Annotated in this window: 20 protein-coding genes; 7 read left to right on the forward strand and 13 right to left on the reverse strand. The window is 41.9% G+C overall.

Annotated features, from left to right (window positions below; all coding sequences use genetic code 11):
* Nucleotides 1-44: 44 nt before the first annotated feature.
* The 3 genes from EAH55_RS23020 to EAH55_RS23030 are packed head-to-tail and all read right to left on the reverse strand — an operon-like array spanning nucleotide 45 to nucleotide 2,432.
* Entirely contained in the window at nucleotides 45-410 is a 366-nt protein-coding gene (locus EAH55_RS23020; protein WP_112573306.1) for a CoA-binding protein, read from the reverse strand.
* Nucleotides 403-885, reverse strand: a complete 483-nt coding sequence (locus EAH55_RS23025; RefSeq protein WP_121811699.1) for a DinB family protein — start codon at nucleotides 883-885, stop codon at nucleotides 403-405. The genes EAH55_RS23020 and EAH55_RS23025 overlap by 8 nt, the downstream gene beginning before the upstream one ends.
* Complete coding sequence (locus EAH55_RS23030) at nucleotides 882-2,432, reverse strand: NAD(P)/FAD-dependent oxidoreductase (protein WP_121811700.1); 1,551 nt, start codon at nucleotides 2,430-2,432, stop codon at nucleotides 882-884. The genes EAH55_RS23025 and EAH55_RS23030 overlap by 4 nt, the downstream gene beginning before the upstream one ends.
* Nucleotides 2,433-2,936: 504 nt before the next feature.
* Here EAH55_RS23030 and EAH55_RS23035 point away from each other — a divergent pair.
* From EAH55_RS23035 to EAH55_RS23055, 5 genes are all read left to right on the forward strand, one after another.
* The gene (locus EAH55_RS23035; protein ID WP_223818106.1) at nucleotides 2,937-3,512 is read left to right on the forward strand and encodes an RNA polymerase sigma factor; all 576 of its coding nucleotides are present in this window, start codon (nucleotides 2,937-2,939) and stop codon (nucleotides 3,510-3,512) included.
* A gap of 245 nt (nucleotides 3,513-3,757) precedes the next feature.
* Complete coding sequence (locus EAH55_RS23040) at nucleotides 3,758-4,339, forward strand: LemA family protein (protein ID WP_121811701.1); 582 nt, start codon at nucleotides 3,758-3,760, stop codon at nucleotides 4,337-4,339.
* A gap of 102 nt (nucleotides 4,340-4,441) precedes the next feature.
* A complete protein-coding gene (locus EAH55_RS23045) occupies nucleotides 4,442-4,876 on the forward strand; it encodes a TPM domain-containing protein (RefSeq protein ID WP_112573297.1) in 435 nt (144 codons plus the stop codon).
* Nucleotides 4,877-4,888: 12 nt separating this feature from the next.
* A complete protein-coding gene (locus EAH55_RS23050; RefSeq protein WP_121811702.1) occupies nucleotides 4,889-5,677 on the forward strand; it encodes a TPM domain-containing protein in 789 nt (262 codons plus the stop codon).
* Nucleotides 5,678-5,862: 185 nt separating this feature from the next.
* On the forward strand, nucleotides 5,863-6,414 hold the full coding sequence (locus tag EAH55_RS23055) for an NUDIX hydrolase (protein ID WP_121811703.1): 552 nt from the start codon (nucleotides 5,863-5,865) through the stop codon (nucleotides 6,412-6,414).
* Between the two features lie 4 nt (nucleotides 6,415-6,418).
* Here EAH55_RS23055 and EAH55_RS23060 read toward each other — a convergent pair whose 3' ends face one another.
* From EAH55_RS23060 to EAH55_RS23080, 4 genes are all read right to left on the reverse strand, one after another.
* On the reverse strand, nucleotides 6,419-6,880 hold the full coding sequence (locus EAH55_RS23060; protein WP_121811704.1) for a nuclear transport factor 2 family protein: 462 nt from the start codon (nucleotides 6,878-6,880) through the stop codon (nucleotides 6,419-6,421).
* A 38-nt stretch (nucleotides 6,881-6,918) separates the two neighbouring features.
* Nucleotides 6,919-9,312, reverse strand: a complete 2,394-nt coding sequence (locus tag EAH55_RS23065) for a TlpA family protein disulfide reductase (RefSeq protein WP_121811705.1) — start codon at nucleotides 9,310-9,312, stop codon at nucleotides 6,919-6,921.
* A 105-nt stretch (nucleotides 9,313-9,417) separates the two neighbouring features.
* The gene (dnaA, locus tag EAH55_RS23070; protein WP_090528828.1) at nucleotides 9,418-10,842 is read right to left on the reverse strand and encodes a chromosomal replication initiator protein DnaA; all 1,425 of its coding nucleotides are present in this window, start codon (nucleotides 10,840-10,842) and stop codon (nucleotides 9,418-9,420) included.
* A gap of 684 nt (nucleotides 10,843-11,526) precedes the next feature.
* Nucleotides 11,527-12,057 carry a DUF7935 family protein gene (locus tag EAH55_RS23080; protein WP_121811707.1) on the reverse strand — a complete coding sequence of 177 codons (531 nt, stop codon included), beginning with the start codon at nucleotides 12,055-12,057 and terminating at the stop codon, nucleotides 11,527-11,529.
* Between the two features lie 91 nt (nucleotides 12,058-12,148).
* Between EAH55_RS23080 and EAH55_RS23085 the strand changes: the two genes are divergently transcribed.
* Complete coding sequence (locus EAH55_RS23085) at nucleotides 12,149-12,496, forward strand: HesB/IscA family protein (RefSeq protein ID WP_112573281.1); 348 nt, start codon at nucleotides 12,149-12,151, stop codon at nucleotides 12,494-12,496.
* 70 nt (nucleotides 12,497-12,566) lie between these two features.
* Here the strand turns inward: EAH55_RS23085 and EAH55_RS23090 are convergent, their stop codons facing one another.
* Both EAH55_RS23090 and EAH55_RS23095 read right to left on the reverse strand, forming a co-directional pair.
* Nucleotides 12,567-13,145 (reverse strand): TlpA family protein disulfide reductase, encoded by a 579-nt coding sequence (locus tag EAH55_RS23090; protein ID WP_121811708.1) that lies wholly within the window; start codon nucleotides 13,143-13,145, stop codon nucleotides 12,567-12,569.
* 27 nt (nucleotides 13,146-13,172) lie between these two features.
* A complete protein-coding gene (locus tag EAH55_RS23095; RefSeq protein ID WP_121811709.1) occupies nucleotides 13,173-14,006 on the reverse strand; it encodes a peroxiredoxin family protein in 834 nt (277 codons plus the stop codon).
* Between the two features lie 163 nt (nucleotides 14,007-14,169).
* Here EAH55_RS23095 and EAH55_RS23100 point away from each other — a divergent pair, with 163 nt between their 5' ends.
* The gene (locus EAH55_RS23100) at nucleotides 14,170-15,408 is read left to right on the forward strand and encodes an ABC transporter permease (protein WP_121811710.1); all 1,239 of its coding nucleotides are present in this window, start codon (nucleotides 14,170-14,172) and stop codon (nucleotides 15,406-15,408) included.
* Nucleotides 15,409-15,479: 71 nt separating this feature from the next.
* Here EAH55_RS23100 and EAH55_RS23105 read toward each other — a convergent pair whose 3' ends face one another.
* The 4 genes from EAH55_RS23105 to EAH55_RS23120 all read right to left on the reverse strand — a co-directional run.
* The gene (locus EAH55_RS23105; protein ID WP_121811711.1) at nucleotides 15,480-16,220 is read right to left on the reverse strand and encodes a tyrosine-protein phosphatase; all 741 of its coding nucleotides are present in this window, start codon (nucleotides 16,218-16,220) and stop codon (nucleotides 15,480-15,482) included.
* A 3-nt stretch (nucleotides 16,221-16,223) separates the two neighbouring features.
* Nucleotides 16,224-17,279, reverse strand: a complete 1,056-nt coding sequence (gene rfbB, locus EAH55_RS23110) for a dTDP-glucose 4,6-dehydratase (protein ID WP_121811712.1) — start codon at nucleotides 17,277-17,279, stop codon at nucleotides 16,224-16,226.
* A gap of 12 nt (nucleotides 17,280-17,291) precedes the next feature.
* Nucleotides 17,292-18,314: a UDP-glucose 4-epimerase GalE gene (gene galE, locus EAH55_RS23115; protein ID WP_121811713.1), complete on the reverse strand. Its 1,023-nt coding sequence runs from the start codon at nucleotides 18,312-18,314 to the stop codon at nucleotides 17,292-17,294.
* Between the two features lie 113 nt (nucleotides 18,315-18,427).
* The coding region (locus EAH55_RS23120; RefSeq protein WP_121811714.1) for an NAD-dependent epimerase/dehydratase family protein at nucleotides 18,428-19,009 on the reverse strand (582 nt) is incomplete at its 5' end.

Below are 19,009 nucleotides of genomic sequence, written 5' to 3' on the forward strand. Positions count from 1 at the left end.
GATTCACTACATTGCTCCATTCATCACAATAACAACTCGTTTTACTAATACTCTCCTATCGATAGCATTACCAGCGTACAGGCGTAAGCTGTTTCGATGCCCTTTTCGTTGGCTTTGCGCCGCAGTTCGGTATTTTCGGTACCGGGGTTAAATATTATTCGTTTGGGATTGGTGTTCAGGATGTAGTCATAGAGCGGCGGCTGATTTTGCGGGCCAACATACAGCGTTATGGTATCAATATCATGATGTATAGTTTCAGGCCTTTCAATAGGCACACCTGCTACCTCTCCCGTTTTTATGCCGACGTTAACAATGGTATGCCCCCGTTCAACCAAACGGGTAGCCGCAAAATTGGCATACCTGCTGGTATCGGGTGTGGCCCCTAATATTAATGTTTTCTTATCAGCCATTGATCATCCTGTTTAATAAAGCAATTTGCGCGGAATGATAAATATGATGCTGTATCAAACCCGCCACCTGATACTCGTAAGTTTCGCCCATTTCGTCAGCTCCCGACTTACCGGCAACAGGTTCACTCCACCTCTCCTCCGGAAAATTCTGAATAAAGCCTGCCAGGTTTACATTCACCAGCTTTAAATCTTCAACAATCCATTTCCACTTTTGTTCTTCGGGCAGGCCGGGCTCAGGCCAATCACCACGCACGGGCATTTGAGCATCCATGCCGTTCATGCGATCCATTACCTCCTCGGTCCAACCGGTCATGTGCAAAATAATAGCGGCAATATTATGTACCGAGCCCGCAGGCTTTTCATAAGCGGCTTCAAAACTGATGCTATCAACAATACTGTAAACAGACGGGCCATACCATGGGTTGCCCGACAGTACATTTTCAAGCTCGGCGGCTAATTTTTGAGATGTTGTCATGATAATATTTTTAAAGCAGCATTTGCACAGTTAATACCATCAATTGCAGCAGAAATTATACCACCGGCATAACCCGCGCCCTCACCACATGGAAAAAGCCCGGTAACCTGCGGATGCTGCAATGTTTCCCTGTCGCGCGGTATTTTTACAGGCGATGACGTACGCGATTCAACGCCTACCAAAATTGCCTCGTTGGTATAATAGCCTTTCATTTTTTTACCGAACACAGGTAGAGCCTTCCGCAAACGCTCGTTGATCCAGTCCGGCAAAACCTCCTTGAGCTCCACACTCTTAGTCCCCGGCAGATATGAGTTAACCGGTAAATCGGTTGATAAACGGTTTTGCACAAAATCAACCATGCGCTGACCGGGGGCAACCAGGTTACCGCCGCCAGCTGCAAAAGCAGCCTGCTCTACCTGTTTCTGAAAGTTGAGCATTTTAAACGGATCGTTATCGTCGCCGGCAACATCTTCCAGGTTAATTTGTACTACGGTACCTGAATTGGCGAAAGGATTGTTTCGTTTTGAAGGACTCCATCCGTTCACCACAATTTCGCCAGCTTCGGTTGAGCACGGCGCTATGATACCGCCGGGGCACATACAAAAAGAGAACACACCACGATCATCAACCTGCTCAACCAGGCTATAGTATGAAGGCGGCAGATCCGGCCCACGGTATTCGCAATGATATTGGGCTCGGTCAATTATTTCCTGCGGATGCTCAATCCTTACGCCCAGGGCAAAAGGCTTGGCCTCGATCAAAATACTTTGACTGTGCAACATCTCAAACACATCCCTTGCCGAGTGGCCCGTAGCCAGGATCACGGCATTGGAAGTGATCTTTTCACCAGCCGAGGTTTTTACTCCTTTAATCTTTCCAAAATCAACCAGCAATTGGGTTACTTTGGTATCAAACATAATTTCACCACCAGCATTCAACACGGTTTCACGCATTGCGGTGATAATTTGAGGCAATTTATTGGTGCCGATATGTGGCCGCGCGTCAATCAGGATATCTTCTGCTGCGCCATGGGCTACAAACATTTTTAATACCTGGTTCACGTCACCTCGCTTGGTTGAGCGGGTATATAGTTTACCATCGGAATAAGTGCCTGCACCACCCTCGCCAAAACAATAGTTTGATTCGGGGTTTACAAGGCCTTGTTTATTTATATTGGCCAAATCGCGGCGGCGTTGTTTTACATCCTTGCCCCTTTCAATAACAATCGGTTTCAGCCCCTGCTCGATACATTGCAAAGCGGCGAATAACCCGGCAGGGCCTGCGCCTACGATGATTACCGGTCGGCCAAATTGCACGTTGGGGTAATTGATGGCAAAAACTTCGGGCTGATAAGCCTCCTGCATAAAAACCCTTACCTGCATGCGATAAACCACACGGCGGCCACGCGCATCAATAGAACGCTTTAGGATTTTTAATGCCGAAATATTTTTCAGTGGAATTTTCAGGGCTGCTGACGCCAGTTGCTTTAAAACGGCCTCATCTTCCTGTTGTCCGGGAGGACAAACTATCTCTGTTTCTTTTGTCATGACTGATGCCGGGTTTTTATCCCGGATAACACAAAGTTAAGAAACCCTCTCTAAATCTCTCCAAAAGGGGAAACTTTGATTAGCAATTTTCACCTGCGCTCATTTTCATCTTGAGGTTTTATGATGATCAAGATCACCCTCTTTTTAACTTATTCGGATACTTTAAGCAACCTATAGTTTTTAATAGGATAGAATCTACTAACAAAGGGGGGGGGGTAACAGGGTTAACACAATCAGGGGTTAACATTTACATACGTAACTAATAATCAAATAATTGAACGTTTTTATGTCAAAAAAAGTGTTAACCCCCATTGTGTAACACAAACTACATTATTTCCCCCATTCAAATGGTGTTCAATCCACTCAAAACCGTTCGGGTTTGCACAATGACCGTACGCTATCGAACAGTTTTAAAATTCAATAAAAAATAAATATCTGAAAATCAAATAATTACAAAATGGCACTCAGATTGGCATGCACCTCATGTATTTAAATAATAAAAAAATGACTACCGCCGACGAACGCTTACACACAATATGGAATGGCTGCCTGAGTAACGACAGAAAAAGCCAGGAACAATTATACAGGTTATTAGCACCCCGCATGCTTGCAGTTTGCATGCGTTATGCAACCGATAAAGACGAGGCACAAGATATATTACAGGAAGGTTTTATCAAAATGTTCCGCAACATGAAAAACTACCGTGGCGAAGGGAGTTTGGAAGGATGGATCCGCCGCATCATGGTACATTGCGCCATATCACGCTACCGCAAATTAAAACCAATGGTTTTGGTTGATGATTTTGCAGCAGAAGAGGCTTCGGCTGTGCCTATCAGCAGTTCATACAACGATAACGGCCTTGAGGCTAAAGACCTGATGAAACTGGTACAAAAATTACCAAAAACATATCGCTCTGTTTTTAACATGTACGCTATTGAAGGTTACTCGCACCAGGAAATCGGCTCATCACTGGGTATGAGCGAATTGCTATCACGCACTACCTTACACCGTGCCCGTACACTTTTAAAAGAAATGGTAGCCAAACTAACCATGCGCGAAGAACATTGCCTGGCAGGATAAGCCGGCCCTGCCATTAACCTTACACAAATCATTTACAAAGCTGCAGCCCCTGATGGGGCTTTCTGCTTTTATAAGTATTCAGATACTGTGCAAATTTTCTCATATCGTACGTTGCATAGCTCACACCCTTTTTTAACTTACCGAAAAGCCGTATCTTGACACCTTGTCAGCATATGCCTTGTTTGTAACAACGGTACGTGATTTGCACTCTAACCCGAAACATCACATAAATACACGAAAAACAAATGAAAAGATTATTCTCTGCTATATTAGTTATAGTGACAGCCATGTCCTTAAGCTCATGCAGCTATAACAGCATGGTTAAATTAGACGAGTCTGTTAAAGCAAAATGGGGAGCCGTACAAAGCGATTACCAGCGCCGTAGCGACCTGATCCCTAATTTAGTTAATACTGTAAAAGGCGCTGCCAATTTTGAAAAAAGCACCTTAACCGCTGTTGTTGAGGCCCGTTCAAAAGCAACATCGGTACAGGTTGACCCAAACAAACTTACGCCCGAATCTATTAAAGCGTTCCAGGCCTCACAAGGCGAATTGAGTGCAGCCCTTGGTAAATTGCTTTCTATTACCGAAAACTATCCCGACCTGAAATCAAACTCAAACTTCCACGACCTGCAAATTCAGCTGGAAGGTACCGAAAACAGGATTAACGTATCCCGTAAGGATTTTAATGATGCAGTTCAAGAGTACAACAGCAAAATCCGCTTGTTCCCGGCCAATATAACTGCCAAAATGTTTGGTTTTTCTGCAAAAGGTTATTTCACTGCCGAGCCAGGTGCCGACAAAGCCCCTAAAGTAGAGTTTAATTAATTATTGAATTAATGAGGTATTGAGTTATTGAATTGCAACTTGCTATTTCAATAACTCTACATTCAATAATCCATCAAATCAATAATTCAATAATTAAAAAACATGGCTGTATTTAACGAAGAAGAACAGCAGCGCATCCGTAAGGCTATTGAAGAAGCCGAGCAGCGCTCATCGGGCGAGATCAGGGTCTGCATTGAAAAAAGATGCAGCGAGAATGTGCTTGACCGTGCGGCAAAATATTTCGTGCAGCTTAATATGCACAAAACCAAGCTAAGGCATGGCGTGCTGGTATACGTTGCCACTGTCGATCGTAAGTTTGCGATTATAGGCGATGCAGGAATCAACCAGGTAGTTCCTCCCGATTTTTGGGATACCACACGCGATGATATGCTGCAGCATTTTAAATATGGCGATATTGTTGAAGGAATTGTTACAGGCTTGAAAATTGCCGGCGAACAACTTCAGAAATACTTCCCTCATCAGGATGGCGATCAAAACGAACTTCCGGATGATATTGCCTTTATGGATGGCGATTAAAAACTAAAAAACATGTTCAAAAAGTTTATACTGTTCTTCGGATTTATACTTTGCGTTGTTGCAGCAATTGCGCAGGATTTTCCGGAACGCTCCAATACCCTTGTTACCGATTATACCAATACCTTAAGCCCGGCTGATAAACAACAGCTGGAAACTAAACTGGTTGCCTTTAATGATTCTACCTCAACGCAAATAGCGGTGGTGATACTGAAATCTGTCGGTAACTATGATATCAATGACTATGGCGTTCAGTTGTTACGTAAATGGGGTATTGGCCAAAAAGACAAGAATAACGGCGTATTGGTACTTGTTGCCATAGGCGACCGTAAAATGAGTATCCAAACCGGTTATGGTGCAGAAGGTGCCCTACCTGATATTGTTACACAGGATATTATTCAAAACGACCTTAAACCACATTTTAAACAAGGCGATTATTACGGTGGGCTTGACGCCGGTACCAACAGCATTATTAAAGCCATGAAAGGCGAATATAAAGCCGATAGAAAATCAAGCAAAAAAGGCAATGATGGTGGCCCTGCCGGTTTTATCATTATTATAATTGTAGTAGTGATCCTGATTATAATCTTCCGCAACCGGGGTGGAGGCGGTGGCAGGCAGATCATCGGTCGCCGGGGTGGTGCAAGCCCATTCTGGTGGTTCCTGGCAGGCAATATGCTTGGCGGCGGCGGTCGCAGCAACGGAGGCGATTGGGGAGGTTTTTCCGGCGGTGGCGGCGGAGGTGGATTTGGCGGTTTCGGCGGTGGCAGCGGCGGCGGCGGTGGTTCAAGTGGCAGCTGGTAAACGCAGAACCATGATTGGCCTGATTTAAGGATTAAAGGATATGATTATTGCAACTCCCTTTCAATCCGAAGAATATCAACATTTACTATCAAATAAAATTATTAACGGACCCTTGTATATTAGAATTGGCTTACCCTCATTGTAATCCTAAATCCTAAAATCAGGGTTCAAATCTATAAACATTAATGAGTAAAGATCTCACCTGGAAACTACTTTCATCATCATATATCCATAAAGGCCCCTGGGCTACACTCCGCATTGATAAATGCGAAATGCCAAATGGCAAAATTGTTGAAGACTACTATGTACTTGAATATTCAAACTGGGTTAACGCGGTAGCAATAACAGACGATAACAAGGTATTGATGGTAAAACAGTACCGTCATGCGGCAGGCATTATTTCGCTCGAAATTCCGGGCGGTGTAATTGACGCCGGCGAAGATCCGGTAAATGCTATCCGCCGTGAGTTATTGGAAGAAACAGGCTATCAGTTTGATGAATTTGAATTGATCTGTACAGTTTATGGCAACCCATCAACAGCCAACAATCAAACTTTTACTTACTTTACCAAAGGCGGCAAAAAAGTACAAGGCCAGCACCTTGACGAACTGGAAGACCTGATTGTTGAGGAATATACCATTGAAGAGGTAAAGCAATTGCTGCTCAATAACGAAATAAAACAAGCCATGCATTGTGCCGGTTTGTTTTATGGCATGATGAAGCTGGGAGTGATATAAGCTATCACTCCGGGCAATTATCTTTCCGGCGGGTATCAACTATATAAATGATTTTCCAGCCATTTGCGGTTTTCATCAGTTGAAAAACATCTACACCACAATGGCTGTATTTATCATCTAAATAAAACTTATATGGCGCCCAAACGCTGGCCAGGGCGCCATCGATCTTAATATCGGCAAAGGTTACACGCTCGTCATAAACACCTTTATGCGGGGTTCCAATCAATTTTATGAAATCATCAGGATTTTCAATTTCCAGACCTACCGAACCGTCTTTTTTGTTGGCTACACTATGAAATGCTATTCCTTTGGCAAAGGTTGATCTGAGCATGGTGCTATCGCCTTTGCGCATGGCATTAAACATGGTATTGATAGTTTGTTTAATAGCATCCTGCTCGGTTTGCTGAGCAAAGCATGATGAAGCCATTCCGAAACAGGCGATTAAAACCAGTAATATTTTTTCCATAATTAAAGATAGCTATACCTAACGATAAACCATAGCTATCAATTTGCTGGTACTACTTCGTTAAATCGCTGAACAATCGCTCTCCAGTCATCACCAAATTTCAAGGGCAGCATTTTGCCATCCGGCGATATAATCACTTTTGAAGGATAACTTGAAATACCATACAGCTTCTCAATGTTCGCGTCGGCCATCGCAGCAGGCAAATTAAACTTACTCGCTTCAAAATAAGCCTTAACATTAGTTTCATTGTCGCGGCAGGCAATACTCATAAAAGTGATGCCATTGTGCTTCCCATCGTTAATTTCCTGGTTAAAGGTATTTATATCGGGCATTTCACCCCGACAGGGCGCGCACCACGTTCCCCAAAAATCAAGCACCAGCCACTTGTTTTTAAAATCGGCCAAAGCGTAATCTTTGCCATCAAGCCCTTTCAGCGTGAACACAGGCGCTGCTTGCCAGGAATCAAGTACTTTAGCTTTAAAAAAATCCGCGAAGCTTTTTCCAGGTATGTGCTGCTGATAAATCTTCTGCATCTCATCAAGACTTACAGGTTCAGCATTAATGTGATCTGCAAAAATGGCAAGGGCTTGTTGCTCATCGCCGTTATTAAAAAGGCGTTCGATAAACTCGTCCCTATATCCTTCTTTGGAATGTAGAAACACCCTATCGTAAAAACTGGCATAGGCTTTTTCTTTGCTGTTATATGGTGAATACTGTGCTGCTTTAGAGAGATATTGAAGCGCTTTAACCGAATCTGTTAGTTTAGCCCTGGTGTATTGCAAATAGTAAGCATATGCCAATATATTCTGATCGGCAAAGCGATTGGTATTAAGGGTATCCGCTGTGTATCTTTCAAGATTTTGGATGGTTTTTACAAGTAATGCTTTAGCTGCAGTCTCCTTTTTAGCATTAATAAGCAGCTTATATACCAGCAACGCATACCTGCCACCGTTTCCCTGTTTCATATAGGCATCATCCATATTCATGAATGCACTCGCTGTTTTATTTAAAACGCCTGCATCATCAGCACTGTTTGCCTTTTCCCAAAGGTATAGTGCATTGATCTTTTGCTGCATTAAGGGATCTTTATCATTATGCAACAACTCCAGCAGCTGCCTGGCTGTACTATTTCCTGCAAGTCGTTTTTTATTTTCCTCAGCTATCATCTTTCTCGCGTCTTCATCACTCATGTTCTTTTCCTGCATGTTTTTCCTGAAGCCATCGTCCTTCAGCATGTCATCTATATCAAAAGTCAGGAAACTTTGCGCGTATGATTGTTGAATCAGCCCGTTAAATCCAGGCTGTTTATACATATACCGGGCAACCTCGTAGGCCGATTGGGCAGAGCTATCGAGTATGCTGTTAAATTTGTTAAATAAATGAGATTCTTCATCTTTTATAAAACGGGTAGGAGTTTTCATTAACTGATGGCTGTATTTTATATAATCGCCTGAGCCCTGCAGCAGGCGAAGCTTTATTACCGCATAATATTCATCATTGGCAAATGCATCATCATGCGCTTTTAAATAGCGTTGTACTTTTACAGAGTCCATCTCGGTACCTGATTTAAATGCCTTGCCAAAAGCGGTATGGGTTTTTACAACCATATTAATCCAGGCGGTATCAGGCAAATGTTTCTCCGCGCCATAACGAACAGTTTGTCTACGATAAAATACCGGCAGGAGCTGCTTTTTGCCATCAATGGCGATTTCAATTTTAGACGGGCTACTATTTTGTAATTGCTCAGTTAAACCTGTTACTTCATTGAAAACTATATTACCGCTAACATCGTCGCCCTGGCTGTCCGGAACTTTAATACCAGTAGTAGTGATATATAGCAAAGCCCCGTTGATAGCAGTAACCTTATACCTCGTATTAGGGCTCGACCATTCGCTTTTATAAGCTATACGTTGTTGCGGCAAGGGCAGGAACAAGCTTCCTATCACATCTTTAGGAAAATATTTCGAATTATCTTTGAGCTGATTAGCGATATCATCTTTTAACATCCAGCGAGTTATAGCATCCTGTATTGCTTCATCAAAACCGGTGACGCTCAAAAACTCGCCATGCGGGCCTATTGTTACCTTTAAGGGTTGATGTAGGAGTGCCAGGGGCAACAGTGAAGTTGTTGTATTAAGCCTGAAACCACGAACCGTATCGGTGTTTAAAATACTGTTAGCAAAACTGTACCTGGTAAATTTTTCGGCATAAACCACTTTAACCAATTTACAATCGAAAATGGTGTTAACTCCATCCCGATCTCCTGCTTTAAACCAAAAAGTATATTTATAGTCGTTTTGATTGTCGGCCGTGTTGGTCACGGTATGAGCCTCTATCTCAAACTCCTTGCCTTTTTCAAGGGTAACCGATTGGGCGAAAATATTGGAAAAGCCTGCGAACAGCAGGATAAGGAGTAGGTTTAGCTTTTTCATGTAAGGTTTAGACGATGTAATCTCTTAAAGTTACAGTTTAAACCTGATAAACAACAAAGGCCGGTTAATTAACCGGCCTTTGTATATCTTAAAACAGCGCAAATATTAGCTCATTTTTAATTTCTTCTGAATATCGGCTACGTAGCCTTTAAATTTCTTATCGGTATCAATTAAGTCCTCAACAGTTTGGCAGGCATAAATCACGGTTGAGTGGTCGCGACCGCCAAAGAAATGACCAATTGATTTAAGAGAGCTTTTGGTATGGGCTTTTGCCAGGTACATTGATATCTGACGGGCCTGTACAATTTCACGTTTGCGTGTTTGTGATTTCACCATTTCAATAGGCACTTCAAAATACTCGCACACCAGGCTTTGAATATACTCCATCGAAATTTCTTTAGATGAGTTCTTCACAAAGTTTTTCAACATTTGTTTAGCCAGGTTCAGGTCAATTTCCTTACGGTTAAGGGTTGATTGTGCCAGTAATGATACCATAGCACCTTCCAGCTCACGTACGTTATTGTCGATGTTATGAGCAACATACTCAATCACATCGTTTGACAGATCGATACCGTCCTGATAGATCTTGTTTTTCAGGATTGCCATACGCGTTTCCAGATCAGGGATCTGCAAATCGGCAGACAGGCCCCATTTAAACCTCGAAAGCAGGCGTTCTTCCAAACCGGCCAAATCCTTAGGCGCTTTATCTGATGTAATGATCAGCTGCTTGCCTGACTGGTGCAGGTGGTTAAATATATGGAAGAAGAAATCCTGTGTTTTTTCTTTACCGGCAAAGTTGTGCACATCGTCCATGATCAGCACGTCAATGGCCTGGTAAAAGTTCACAAAGTCGTTGATGTTGTTATGCTTTAAGGCATCAACAAACTGTTGCGTAAATTTTTCGCATGATACATACAGTACCAGTTTATCGGGCAGGGTGCGCTTGATTTCGTTACCGATGGCTTGTGCCAGGTGGGTTTTACCTAAACCCACACCGCCATAAATCATCAACGGGTTAAATGAGGTACCACCGGGTTTAGCAGCTACCGCGTAACCGGCCGAACGGGCCAGGCGGTTACAATCACCTTCAACAAAGTTTTCAAAGGTGTAGTTACGGTTAAGCTGAGGATCTACGTTCAACTTCTTAAGCCCGGGTATAACAAAAGGATTTTTGATGTCCTTGTTAATTGAAATAGGTATCGGCATACTCTGATGTTTTGAATCAGCGCCATTTCCGTTTGAAGGCATGTTAGTTGTGTATGGTTTACTTGATGATTGCTCAACAACTATATTATACTCTAAACGTCCTTCATCGCCCAATTGTTTCTTAATGGTTTTGCGCAGCAACCCTACATAGTGCTCTTCAAGCCACTCGTAAAAGAATAAACTTGGTACTTGTATGGTTAATACGCTTCCTTCCATCCTCAAAGCTTTTATCGGCTCAAACCAGGTCTTAAAACTCTGGGCCGGTATGTTGTCTTTGATGATCTGAAGGCAGCTATTCCAAACGTTCGTACAAGTTTTTTCCATATAGATAAAAGTAAAATATTGATTTCCAACCCCCAGCGAAACAACTTTTGGCCTTGCTACGGAACATCGAATATTGCCAAAAAAAGCTTATAAAAAAATTAAATTTTCACTTTTTTAACATTTGGCTTTTTATTAACAAATTCGATTTTTCAATGAAATTTTTGTATGGATAACATAATTTTTGGTATAAAAATCACAATCCGGATATTTCTTCATTATTTTTTTCTTTTCTTGAAATTTCAAAAAAAAGAAGAACAAAACCACCTGTTACAACCCTTAATTATACGCCAAAACACAGGCAATGTTTGCGCCTTTTCTACGGTTATCGCAAACAAAAAATTAACACACTGGTTTAGTGTCTTATAAAAATAAAAACCAAGTTTTTTTGATTTGTGGCACGCTAAAAACACATGCAAGGAAGCCACATCACGATGCCCATACGCCCCAAAATATTGGTGATTTCCCGGAGATAGTATAGCTTTCAACCGAAGTTACGATAAAACGCGATAAGTTTTAGGTACAAGGCGCCTCTATTCCCAAAAGATGTAAACTTTTCTCAGCACTTTCTCGTTGCCCTTTCCCGATAGCTCCCACGATTTTCACAAATTATGTTTTATGAAAGATTTCCGGGCTTAGCAATATAAGAACAGGCATCATCACCTGTATTAAAGAAGGTAGAAAATATTAATATAGCTCTTCCATATCCTGCCTGATGAGGCCTAAAGCTACATCATAAGGATTATCTTCCAGCTTGCTTAAATGCACCAGGATAACTTTACTTAGTTCAAGCGCAGAGGTATCAGGAGGCAATGCCTTCACCGCATTGTTGATCAGGCTAATGGTATCGTCCTTTACCCTTTTTACCACATTCCAAACCCGGGCGCTCACATAAATTTGCTGGGTAATATTATGCTGAAACTCGTTACGTACCTCATTAATAATTATTGCGTGTAGTTCGGCGGCGGTATCGGCAGATCCGTTTAGGCGGATGAGCAGACTTGCCGGGTTAACCCTTTCAATGAAAAGTACAACCCGCTCATAGGCCTGTAACCGCAACGGCAGGGTTTGATTACTGATGGTACGCTTTAACTCCAATAACTGGATACTTTCTGATTTATCAAGATATGGTTTAAACAGGTAAAAAGCGATATATACAACGCCCAAACCCGAAACAGTATACTTTAAAATATCAAACAAAAAAGGCAGAGCCAGCATATTTATAAATGTTATATAGCGGTCATAAAATTATGACATTAACAAAAATCTGCATTTTACGTTATATTTGTGTAGAATAAATAAAAATAAGATGAGTATAGCTGTTGAAACTGCTCCGGTTTCTTTTACACCGGGTGCCGTAAAAGAACTGTTTAAATTAAAAGACCAGCAAGAAATAAACGAAGAGTTTGGTTTACGGGTTGGAGTTGAAGGTGGTGGCTGCTCGGGCATGAACTATATTTTAGGCTTCGACATGAAAAAAGACGGCGACCAGGAATACATCATTGATGGTATAAAGGTATTTATGCATAAAGCTCATGGCTTATACCTTGCCGGCATGCAGATCGATTACCAGGATGGATTAAATGCCCGTGGTTTTACTTTCAACAATCCTAACGCTGCCAGCACTTGTGGCTGCGGCTCTTCTTTCTCAGTTTAAAACAGGGACTGTTAAAATATTAAAAGCCGTTTCATAAAAATATGAAGCGGCTTTGTTTATAACTGAGTGGCTATTTAACCTTTTCCAGGGTTTCCTTTATCCCATCTGGTATCGATGCAACCCTCAATCCCTTCGTGTTAAAAACAATCTTCCCGTCGCGGTCAATTATCAGGCTAAGCGGACAGCTTTCTATTTGATAATAGTCAAAAAGCCTTTGTCCATCACCTATCATTTGATACTTAAAAACTTCCCTTTTTAAAAACTCGCGTAACGCCCCGGCCTTGTCATTTGATATCGCTATAAAAACAATGTCCTTATTAGCTTTATAATCATCTGCTATTTTATCCAGCTGCGGAATCAGGTACCGGCATGGTGGGCAACCAATAAACCAGAAATCAAACACTACGATTTTCCCTTTCAACTTTTCAAGGTCAATCTTATTACCGTTTATATCTGCCGAAACAAAAGGAGGCATTTTATTCCCTACAGCCAATTGATATAAATCACGTTGATTTGATTTTTTTGCCGATGTATCAATACTTAAATGTAAAATGCCCGGCCATAAAACGTTAGGGGCAATAGTTTTATAATTTGCGTTAGCGTTTAAAAAAGCAATAACAAATGCCCCGATAAGAAAAAAGCTTTTCATACTTAAAATATTTTATTGGAGAACACTCTATTTCAACCCGTCATTAATTGTCTTTCTCATCCAATACGGCGAATTTACTGCAAAGCCAACGGTATGAAAAGCAACCTTTCCTTCCTTATCTAAAATAACGCTGGTTGGATAAAGTCCGATTTTATAACCGGAAGCTATATACCGGCCATCATCTATAATATCATACTTAAACTCCGTCTGCTTCAAAAATTTCTTCAGCTCATACCGATCATCCAGTGCTATTGCCAGGAAAACCACGTTGGTGTTATTCTTATAATCATCAACCAGTTTGTTTAACTCCGGAATCTCCTGCATACAGGCCGGGCAGCCTATAAACCAAAAATTCAACACCACTACTTTGCCCCGCAAATCTTTTAATTTGATTTTATTACCATTAATATCATGCGTACTAAATGGCTCCATAACCTCGCCTGTATTAAAGTAAGAAGATTCATAGGGTTTGGGAAGCGAAGCCATATACTGCTCTTTGGCCTCTTCGGGCGATAGTTGCTTTGGCGTATTTGCCGGAGTTCCGGCTGAGGGCGCAGCGGTCTCTGAGTTTATGTATTGAACCTGCCGCGTATCTTTCTTTTTAAGTATAAACGCGGTGTTAGCATCTTCCATATTCTCCGGCCATAAAACATACTTCCTGGTACGCATCAGATCGCTCCACTCTTTATAAGTAAATAGTTTTCCGGTTGAATCTTTTACAACGGAATGGTTATCGATATTAAAAGAGCGTTTAACAACTTTATGCAGAAGCGAATCCTGCGCCCAGCTATTGAAACTCAACGCAATTAAGAAAAGCAATAGCGTAAAATATTTCATGATATGGTTTAGTATTAATTTCATAAATATACAATACAGATATTTAATTATAAAGCATCAAACTGTAACAAACAAGCAAAACAATTAGCGGGCGGATTATACTATCTATTAAAAAGTTTATTGAGTAATAACTGTAACAAATAGGCATGGTGCTTAGTCATACCGACAAGTTTTTTATATTTATACCATGCCGGTAAAAACCTCTTACAAAGAAAACATTTCTATTGCATTACAGTCCATAGCCGGCAACAGGCTGCGTACCTCATTAACAGCGCTTATCATAGCTATAGGAATTATGGCGTTGGTTGGTATTTTAACGGCCATTGAAGGGATCAGGCAATTTACCAATGACGCGTTTGCCGATTTAGGGGCTAATACCTTCACGCTACAAAACCGTGGCGAAGGCTTAAACTTCGGCAATGGAGGCCATCGTAAGGTTTATCCGGCCATTACCTATGACCAGGCTGTACGTTTTAAAAATACTTTTAAACTACCTGTAGCTGTAGCCATTAATTTAGAGGTAACCGGCACAGCAGTGGCTAAATACGGCAACCAAAAAACCAATCCAAACATATCTATTTCAGGCTCGAATGAAAACTACCTGGTTACAGCCGGCAAGAAACTGGCTTTTGGACGTAATTTTTCGGCTTCGGAATTGGAGCATGGCTCAAACGTGGTAATCATTGGCGATGAGATCAAGAAGAAATTATTCAAAACCGAAGACCCGATCAATAAATCAGTATACCTTGGTACCAACAGGTTCAGGATAGTTGGCGTGTTTGCATCAAAAGGCTCAAGCTCATTTGGCGGCGATAAATTTTGTGTGATCCCGGTACTAAAAGCCAAACAAATTGACAGCACCAAAAACGCTTCATTCACGGTAACTATTAAAGTTGCTACTCCCGGCGCGCTTGATGCAAGCATCGGCGAAGCCACCTCACTATTCAGAAATGTAAGGGGGCTTAACGTTATTAACCAGGATAACTTTGAAATAACCCGGAGTGATTCTATTCAAAAAGAACTTTCTGGTCAACTTGCAGGAATTACAGCTGCCGGTTTTGCTGTAGGTATCATCACACTCATTGGCGCGGCTATCGGCCTTATGAATATCATGCTGGTATCGGTAACAGAACGTACCCGCGAAATTGGCGTGCGTAAAGCCATCGGCGCAACTCCCGCTATTATTCGCAAACAGTTTTTGATAGAGGCCATAGTAATCTGCCTAATAGGTGGCGCGGCCGGCATGATACTGGGCATGGCTGCCGGAAACCTTATCGCGGTACAAATAAGTGGCGCGTTTGTAGTACCATGGGCTTGGTTATTTTTTGCCATAGTGCTTTGTACCTTTATCGGTTTAATATCCGGCTATTACCCGGCAAAAAAAGCGGCAAGGCTTGATCCGGTTGAGGCATTGAGGTACGAATAAAGCAGATACAAAACGAAAATCTTATATAAAAAGAGAGGGGCACAAATTGTGCCCCTCTCTTTTTATATCTGCTAAAACAGCATCTTATTTTTAAGCGGATAATCAACCAGCACTTTTTCAATATAAGTTGTTCTGAGTGCATCTCCAAGCGCCGCAGCGTGCTTTAAGTGGTGCATATCGCTTGAGATATAGTCTATCAAACTGTTATCGATCAGATCTTCGGCCATCTTTTTTATATCCTTACCATAGTACCCTGTAAGCGATATGGTATTAAGCTGAAAATCAACACCCCAGCTATGCAGGTTTTTCAATTTATCCAAATCAAGATACTGATACCGCTCAGGGTGGGCCAAAATAGGTTTATACCCTTTATCATGAAGCTTTTGGATTACGCTATAGGTATTGGGCGGTTGATTTATAAATGAAAACTCAAATAACACATGGTTATCCCCCATCGTCATCACCGGGCCGTTCTCTACACGTGCTTCAAACGTTTCATCAAAATAATGCTCGGCAGCGGCTTCAACAGGGATATCTATTCCTTGTTTAACCAGTTCGGCTTTCAGTAAAGTAAGCGCATTACCTATAGTTTCGGGCGTATTGCGATAAAAATCTATCATGATGTGGGGTGTGGCAATAACTTTTTTTATGCCTAATGCCATCATCTTTTTGATCAATTCCACCGATTCTTCCGGCGTTTTGGCGCCATCATCAATTCCCGGTAATACATGCGAGTGCATATCAACCATGATCCCCTCATAGTTGAGGTTTACTTCCCTTACTTCCTTCTTCTTCTTAAAAAGCCCGAACATTTTCTATCTATCGTTATACTGACTGCTGTAATATTGCTGGTAATGCCCTGATGTTACATCATTAAGCCATTCTTCATTGGCCAGGTACCAATCTACAGTTTTTTCCAAACCTTCCTCAAAAGTTATGCCCGGCACCCAACCTAAATCATTTTTAAGCTTTGTTGCATCGATGGCATATCTTAGATCGTGGCCGGCCCGGTCTGTTACAAAAGTGATCAGTTTAGCCGATTCTCCCTCGGCCCTGCCCAATTTTTTGTCCAATATACTGCAAAGCAATTTGATCAGGTCAATATTTTTCCATTCATTGTGGCCGCCAATATTATAAGTTGAGCCAGATTTAGCATTATGGAATATAACGTCAATAGCGCGGGCATGGTCTTCAACCCAAAGCCAATCGCGAATATTTTCGCCTTTTCCATACACAGGCACAGGTTTATTTTGTTTGATATTATTGATTGCCAGCGGAATAAGCTTTTCCGGAAAATGGAACGATCCGTAATTATTTGAGCAATTTGAAATAACGGTATCCATACCGTAAGTATCCTGGTAAGCGCGCACAAAATGGTCTGACCCTGCTTTTGAAGCCGAGTAAGGTGAGTGCGGATCATAGGCTGTTTCTTCGGTAAACATACCATCTTCGCCAAGTGTACCGTACACCTCATCGGTAGATACATGATAAAAACGGGTTTTATCATATCTGCCTTTCCAGTGCTCGCGGGCGGTGTTCAATAAATTTACTGTACCTACCACATTGGTCATCACAAAATCAAGCGGGTTGGTGATTGACCTGTCTACGTGCGATTCGGCAGCAAGGTGGATCACTGCATCAGGGTTCTCGGCTGCAAAAAGCTCATTAATAAAAGCAATATCAACAATATCGCCTTTTACAAACTTATAGTTAGGTTCGTTTTCGATATCTTTTAAATTAGCAAGATTACCAGCGTAGGTAAGCTTGTCTAAATTAACAATGCTGTAATCGGGGTAGCTTTTTACAAACCTGCGCACTACATGCGAGCCTATAAAACCCGCGCCACCCGTAATAATGATCTTTTTTTTCATTCCCTGCTATTATTAATTGAACGGATTTTGAGCGATATATTTTTCCCACGCCCAGGCAGATGACATCATTTCGCCAATGCCGAGTTGAGCTGTCCAGCCAAGTTTAGTTGATGATTTGGTAACATCGCCCCAAACCTGCTCCACATCACCTTCACGGCGTGGACCAATTTCGTAGTTCAGTTTTTCGCCGGTTGTACTTTCAAAAGCGTGAATTACCTCTAATACCGAAGAACCATTGCCGGTACCCAGGTTAAATACGTCATAACCTTTAAAGTCGTCTTTTTCGGCAAGCCTTAACGCGGCTACGTGTGCTTTAGCCAAATCAACTACGTGAATATAATCACGGATACAGCTACCGTCAGGTGTGTTATAATCATCACCAAAAACAGTGATTTTTTCGCGTTTGCCTATAGCTGTTTGGGTGATGAAAGGAACCAGGTTTTGCGGTACGCCAATTGGCAATTCGCCAATCAGGGCCGATTCATGAGCGCCTACCGGGTTAAAGTAACGTAACGATATTACTTTATAATCGCTGCCAGAATTTACCATATCAACCAAAATTTCTTCGGCTATTTGCTTGGTATTGCCGTATGGCGATTGTGCCGGCTGTACCGGAGCATCCTCGGTAACGGGCAATTTTTCCGGCTGGCCGTAAACTGTACAGCTTGATGAAAATACAAAATTGATAGCTTTACCGTAATACGCTTCCAATAAGTTGATAAGCGAGTAAAAGTTATTCCTGTAATATTTCATTGGCTTTTTTACCGACTCCCCCACAGCTTTAAAAGCCGCGAAGTGGATAATGCCGCCTATTTCGGGCTCGGCAAGCGCAAGCGACCTAACACCAGCTTCATCACAAAGATCAAGTTTATGAAATGTTGGAGTAAAGCCTAAGATTTTGGTAAGCTGATCTAATATTTTAGGATCTGAGTTTGATAAATCGTCAACAATAACGGGATCATAACCCGCGTTAACCAGCTCAACAACGGTGTGCGAGCCAATAAAACCCAAACCGCCTGTTACTAATATTTTCATAGTTTGTATAGAGAGTATATTTGATTGTTCAGCAAAGTAAGCAGATTGTAACAAATCAATCTACTTTTATATTATAAACAAGGCCAAAAAAGTTAATTTTCGGCCTTGCTACCTTATTTATTGTAGTAAGAAAAGTCTTTGTGATGTATTTCCTGCTCAGGTAACGACTTGAAGTATTCTAATGTGATCTTCAAACCTTCACTCCGCGATACCTTTGGCTCCCAGCCCAATATGGCTTTAGCTTTGGTGATATCCGGACGGCGTTGTTTTGGATCATCTGTAGGCAATGGCAGGCTGATCAGCTTTTGATCGGTACCGGTCAACTTGATGATCTCCTCGCCAAATTGTTTGATCGTGATCTCATCCGGGTTACCAATATTTACCGGCTGGGCATAATCGCTCAGCAACAACCTGTAGATACCTTCTATCAAATCATCCACATAGCAGAACGACCTGGTCTGTGAACCGTCGCCAAACATCGTCAGCGGTTCGCCTCTCAGTGCCTGACCGATGAAAGCCGGTAATACCCTGCCGTCATTCAGCCGCATCCTTGGCCCGTAGGTATTAAAGATCCTCACGATCCTGGTTTCTACACCATGGAAGGTATGGTAAGCCATTGTGATGGCTTCCTGGAACCTTTTGGCTTCATCATATACACCTCTCGGACCTACCGGGTTCACATTGCCCCAGTATTC

Origin of the sequence: Mucilaginibacter kameinonensis, from assembly GCF_003675385.1 — a bacterium.
Lineage (GTDB): Bacteria > Bacteroidota > Bacteroidia > Sphingobacteriales > Sphingobacteriaceae > Mucilaginibacter > Mucilaginibacter kameinonensis.

Coding starts and splice junctions, on each gene's coding strand:
- EAH55_RS23020 (WP_112573306.1), bottom strand. CDS start 410: ATGGCTGATAAGAAAACATTAATATTAGGGGCCACACCCGATACCAGC.
- EAH55_RS23025 (WP_121811699.1), bottom strand. CDS start 885: ATGACAACATCTCAAAAATTAGCCGCCGAGCTTGAAAATGTACTGTCG.
- EAH55_RS23030 (WP_121811700.1), bottom strand. CDS start 2,432: ATGACAAAAGAAACAGAGATAGTTTGTCCTCCCGGACAACAGGAAGAT.
- EAH55_RS23035 (WP_223818106.1), top strand. CDS start 2,937: ATGACTACCGCCGACGAACGCTTACACACAATATGGAATGGCTGCCTG.
- EAH55_RS23040 (WP_121811701.1), top strand. CDS start 3,758: ATGAAAAGATTATTCTCTGCTATATTAGTTATAGTGACAGCCATGTCC.
- EAH55_RS23045 (WP_112573297.1), top strand. CDS start 4,442: ATGGCTGTATTTAACGAAGAAGAACAGCAGCGCATCCGTAAGGCTATT.
- EAH55_RS23050 (WP_121811702.1), top strand. CDS start 4,889: ATGTTCAAAAAGTTTATACTGTTCTTCGGATTTATACTTTGCGTTGTT.
- EAH55_RS23055 (WP_121811703.1), top strand. CDS start 5,863: ATGAGTAAAGATCTCACCTGGAAACTACTTTCATCATCATATATCCAT.
- EAH55_RS23060 (WP_121811704.1), bottom strand. CDS start 6,880: ATGGAAAAAATATTACTGGTTTTAATCGCCTGTTTCGGAATGGCTTCA.
- EAH55_RS23065 (WP_121811705.1), bottom strand. CDS start 9,312: ATGAAAAAGCTAAACCTACTCCTTATCCTGCTGTTCGCAGGCTTTTCC.
- dnaA (WP_090528828.1), bottom strand. CDS start 10,842: ATGGAAAAAACTTGTACGAACGTTTGGAATAGCTGCCTTCAGATCATC.
- EAH55_RS23080 (WP_121811707.1), bottom strand. CDS start 12,057: ATGCTGGCTCTGCCTTTTTTGTTTGATATTTTAAAGTATACTGTTTCG.
- EAH55_RS23085 (WP_112573281.1), top strand. CDS start 12,149: ATGAGTATAGCTGTTGAAACTGCTCCGGTTTCTTTTACACCGGGTGCC.
- EAH55_RS23090 (WP_121811708.1), bottom strand. CDS start 13,145: ATGAAAAGCTTTTTTCTTATCGGGGCATTTGTTATTGCTTTTTTAAAC.
- EAH55_RS23095 (WP_121811709.1), bottom strand. CDS start 14,006: ATGAAATTAATACTAAACCATATCATGAAATATTTTACGCTATTGCTT.
- EAH55_RS23100 (WP_121811710.1), top strand. CDS start 14,170: ATGCCGGTAAAAACCTCTTACAAAGAAAACATTTCTATTGCATTACAG.
- EAH55_RS23105 (WP_121811711.1), bottom strand. CDS start 16,220: ATGTTCGGGCTTTTTAAGAAGAAGAAGGAAGTAAGGGAAGTAAACCTC.
- rfbB (WP_121811712.1), bottom strand. CDS start 17,279: ATGAAAAAAAAGATCATTATTACGGGTGGCGCGGGTTTTATAGGCTCG.
- galE (WP_121811713.1), bottom strand. CDS start 18,314: ATGAAAATATTAGTAACAGGCGGTTTGGGTTTTATTGGCTCGCACACC.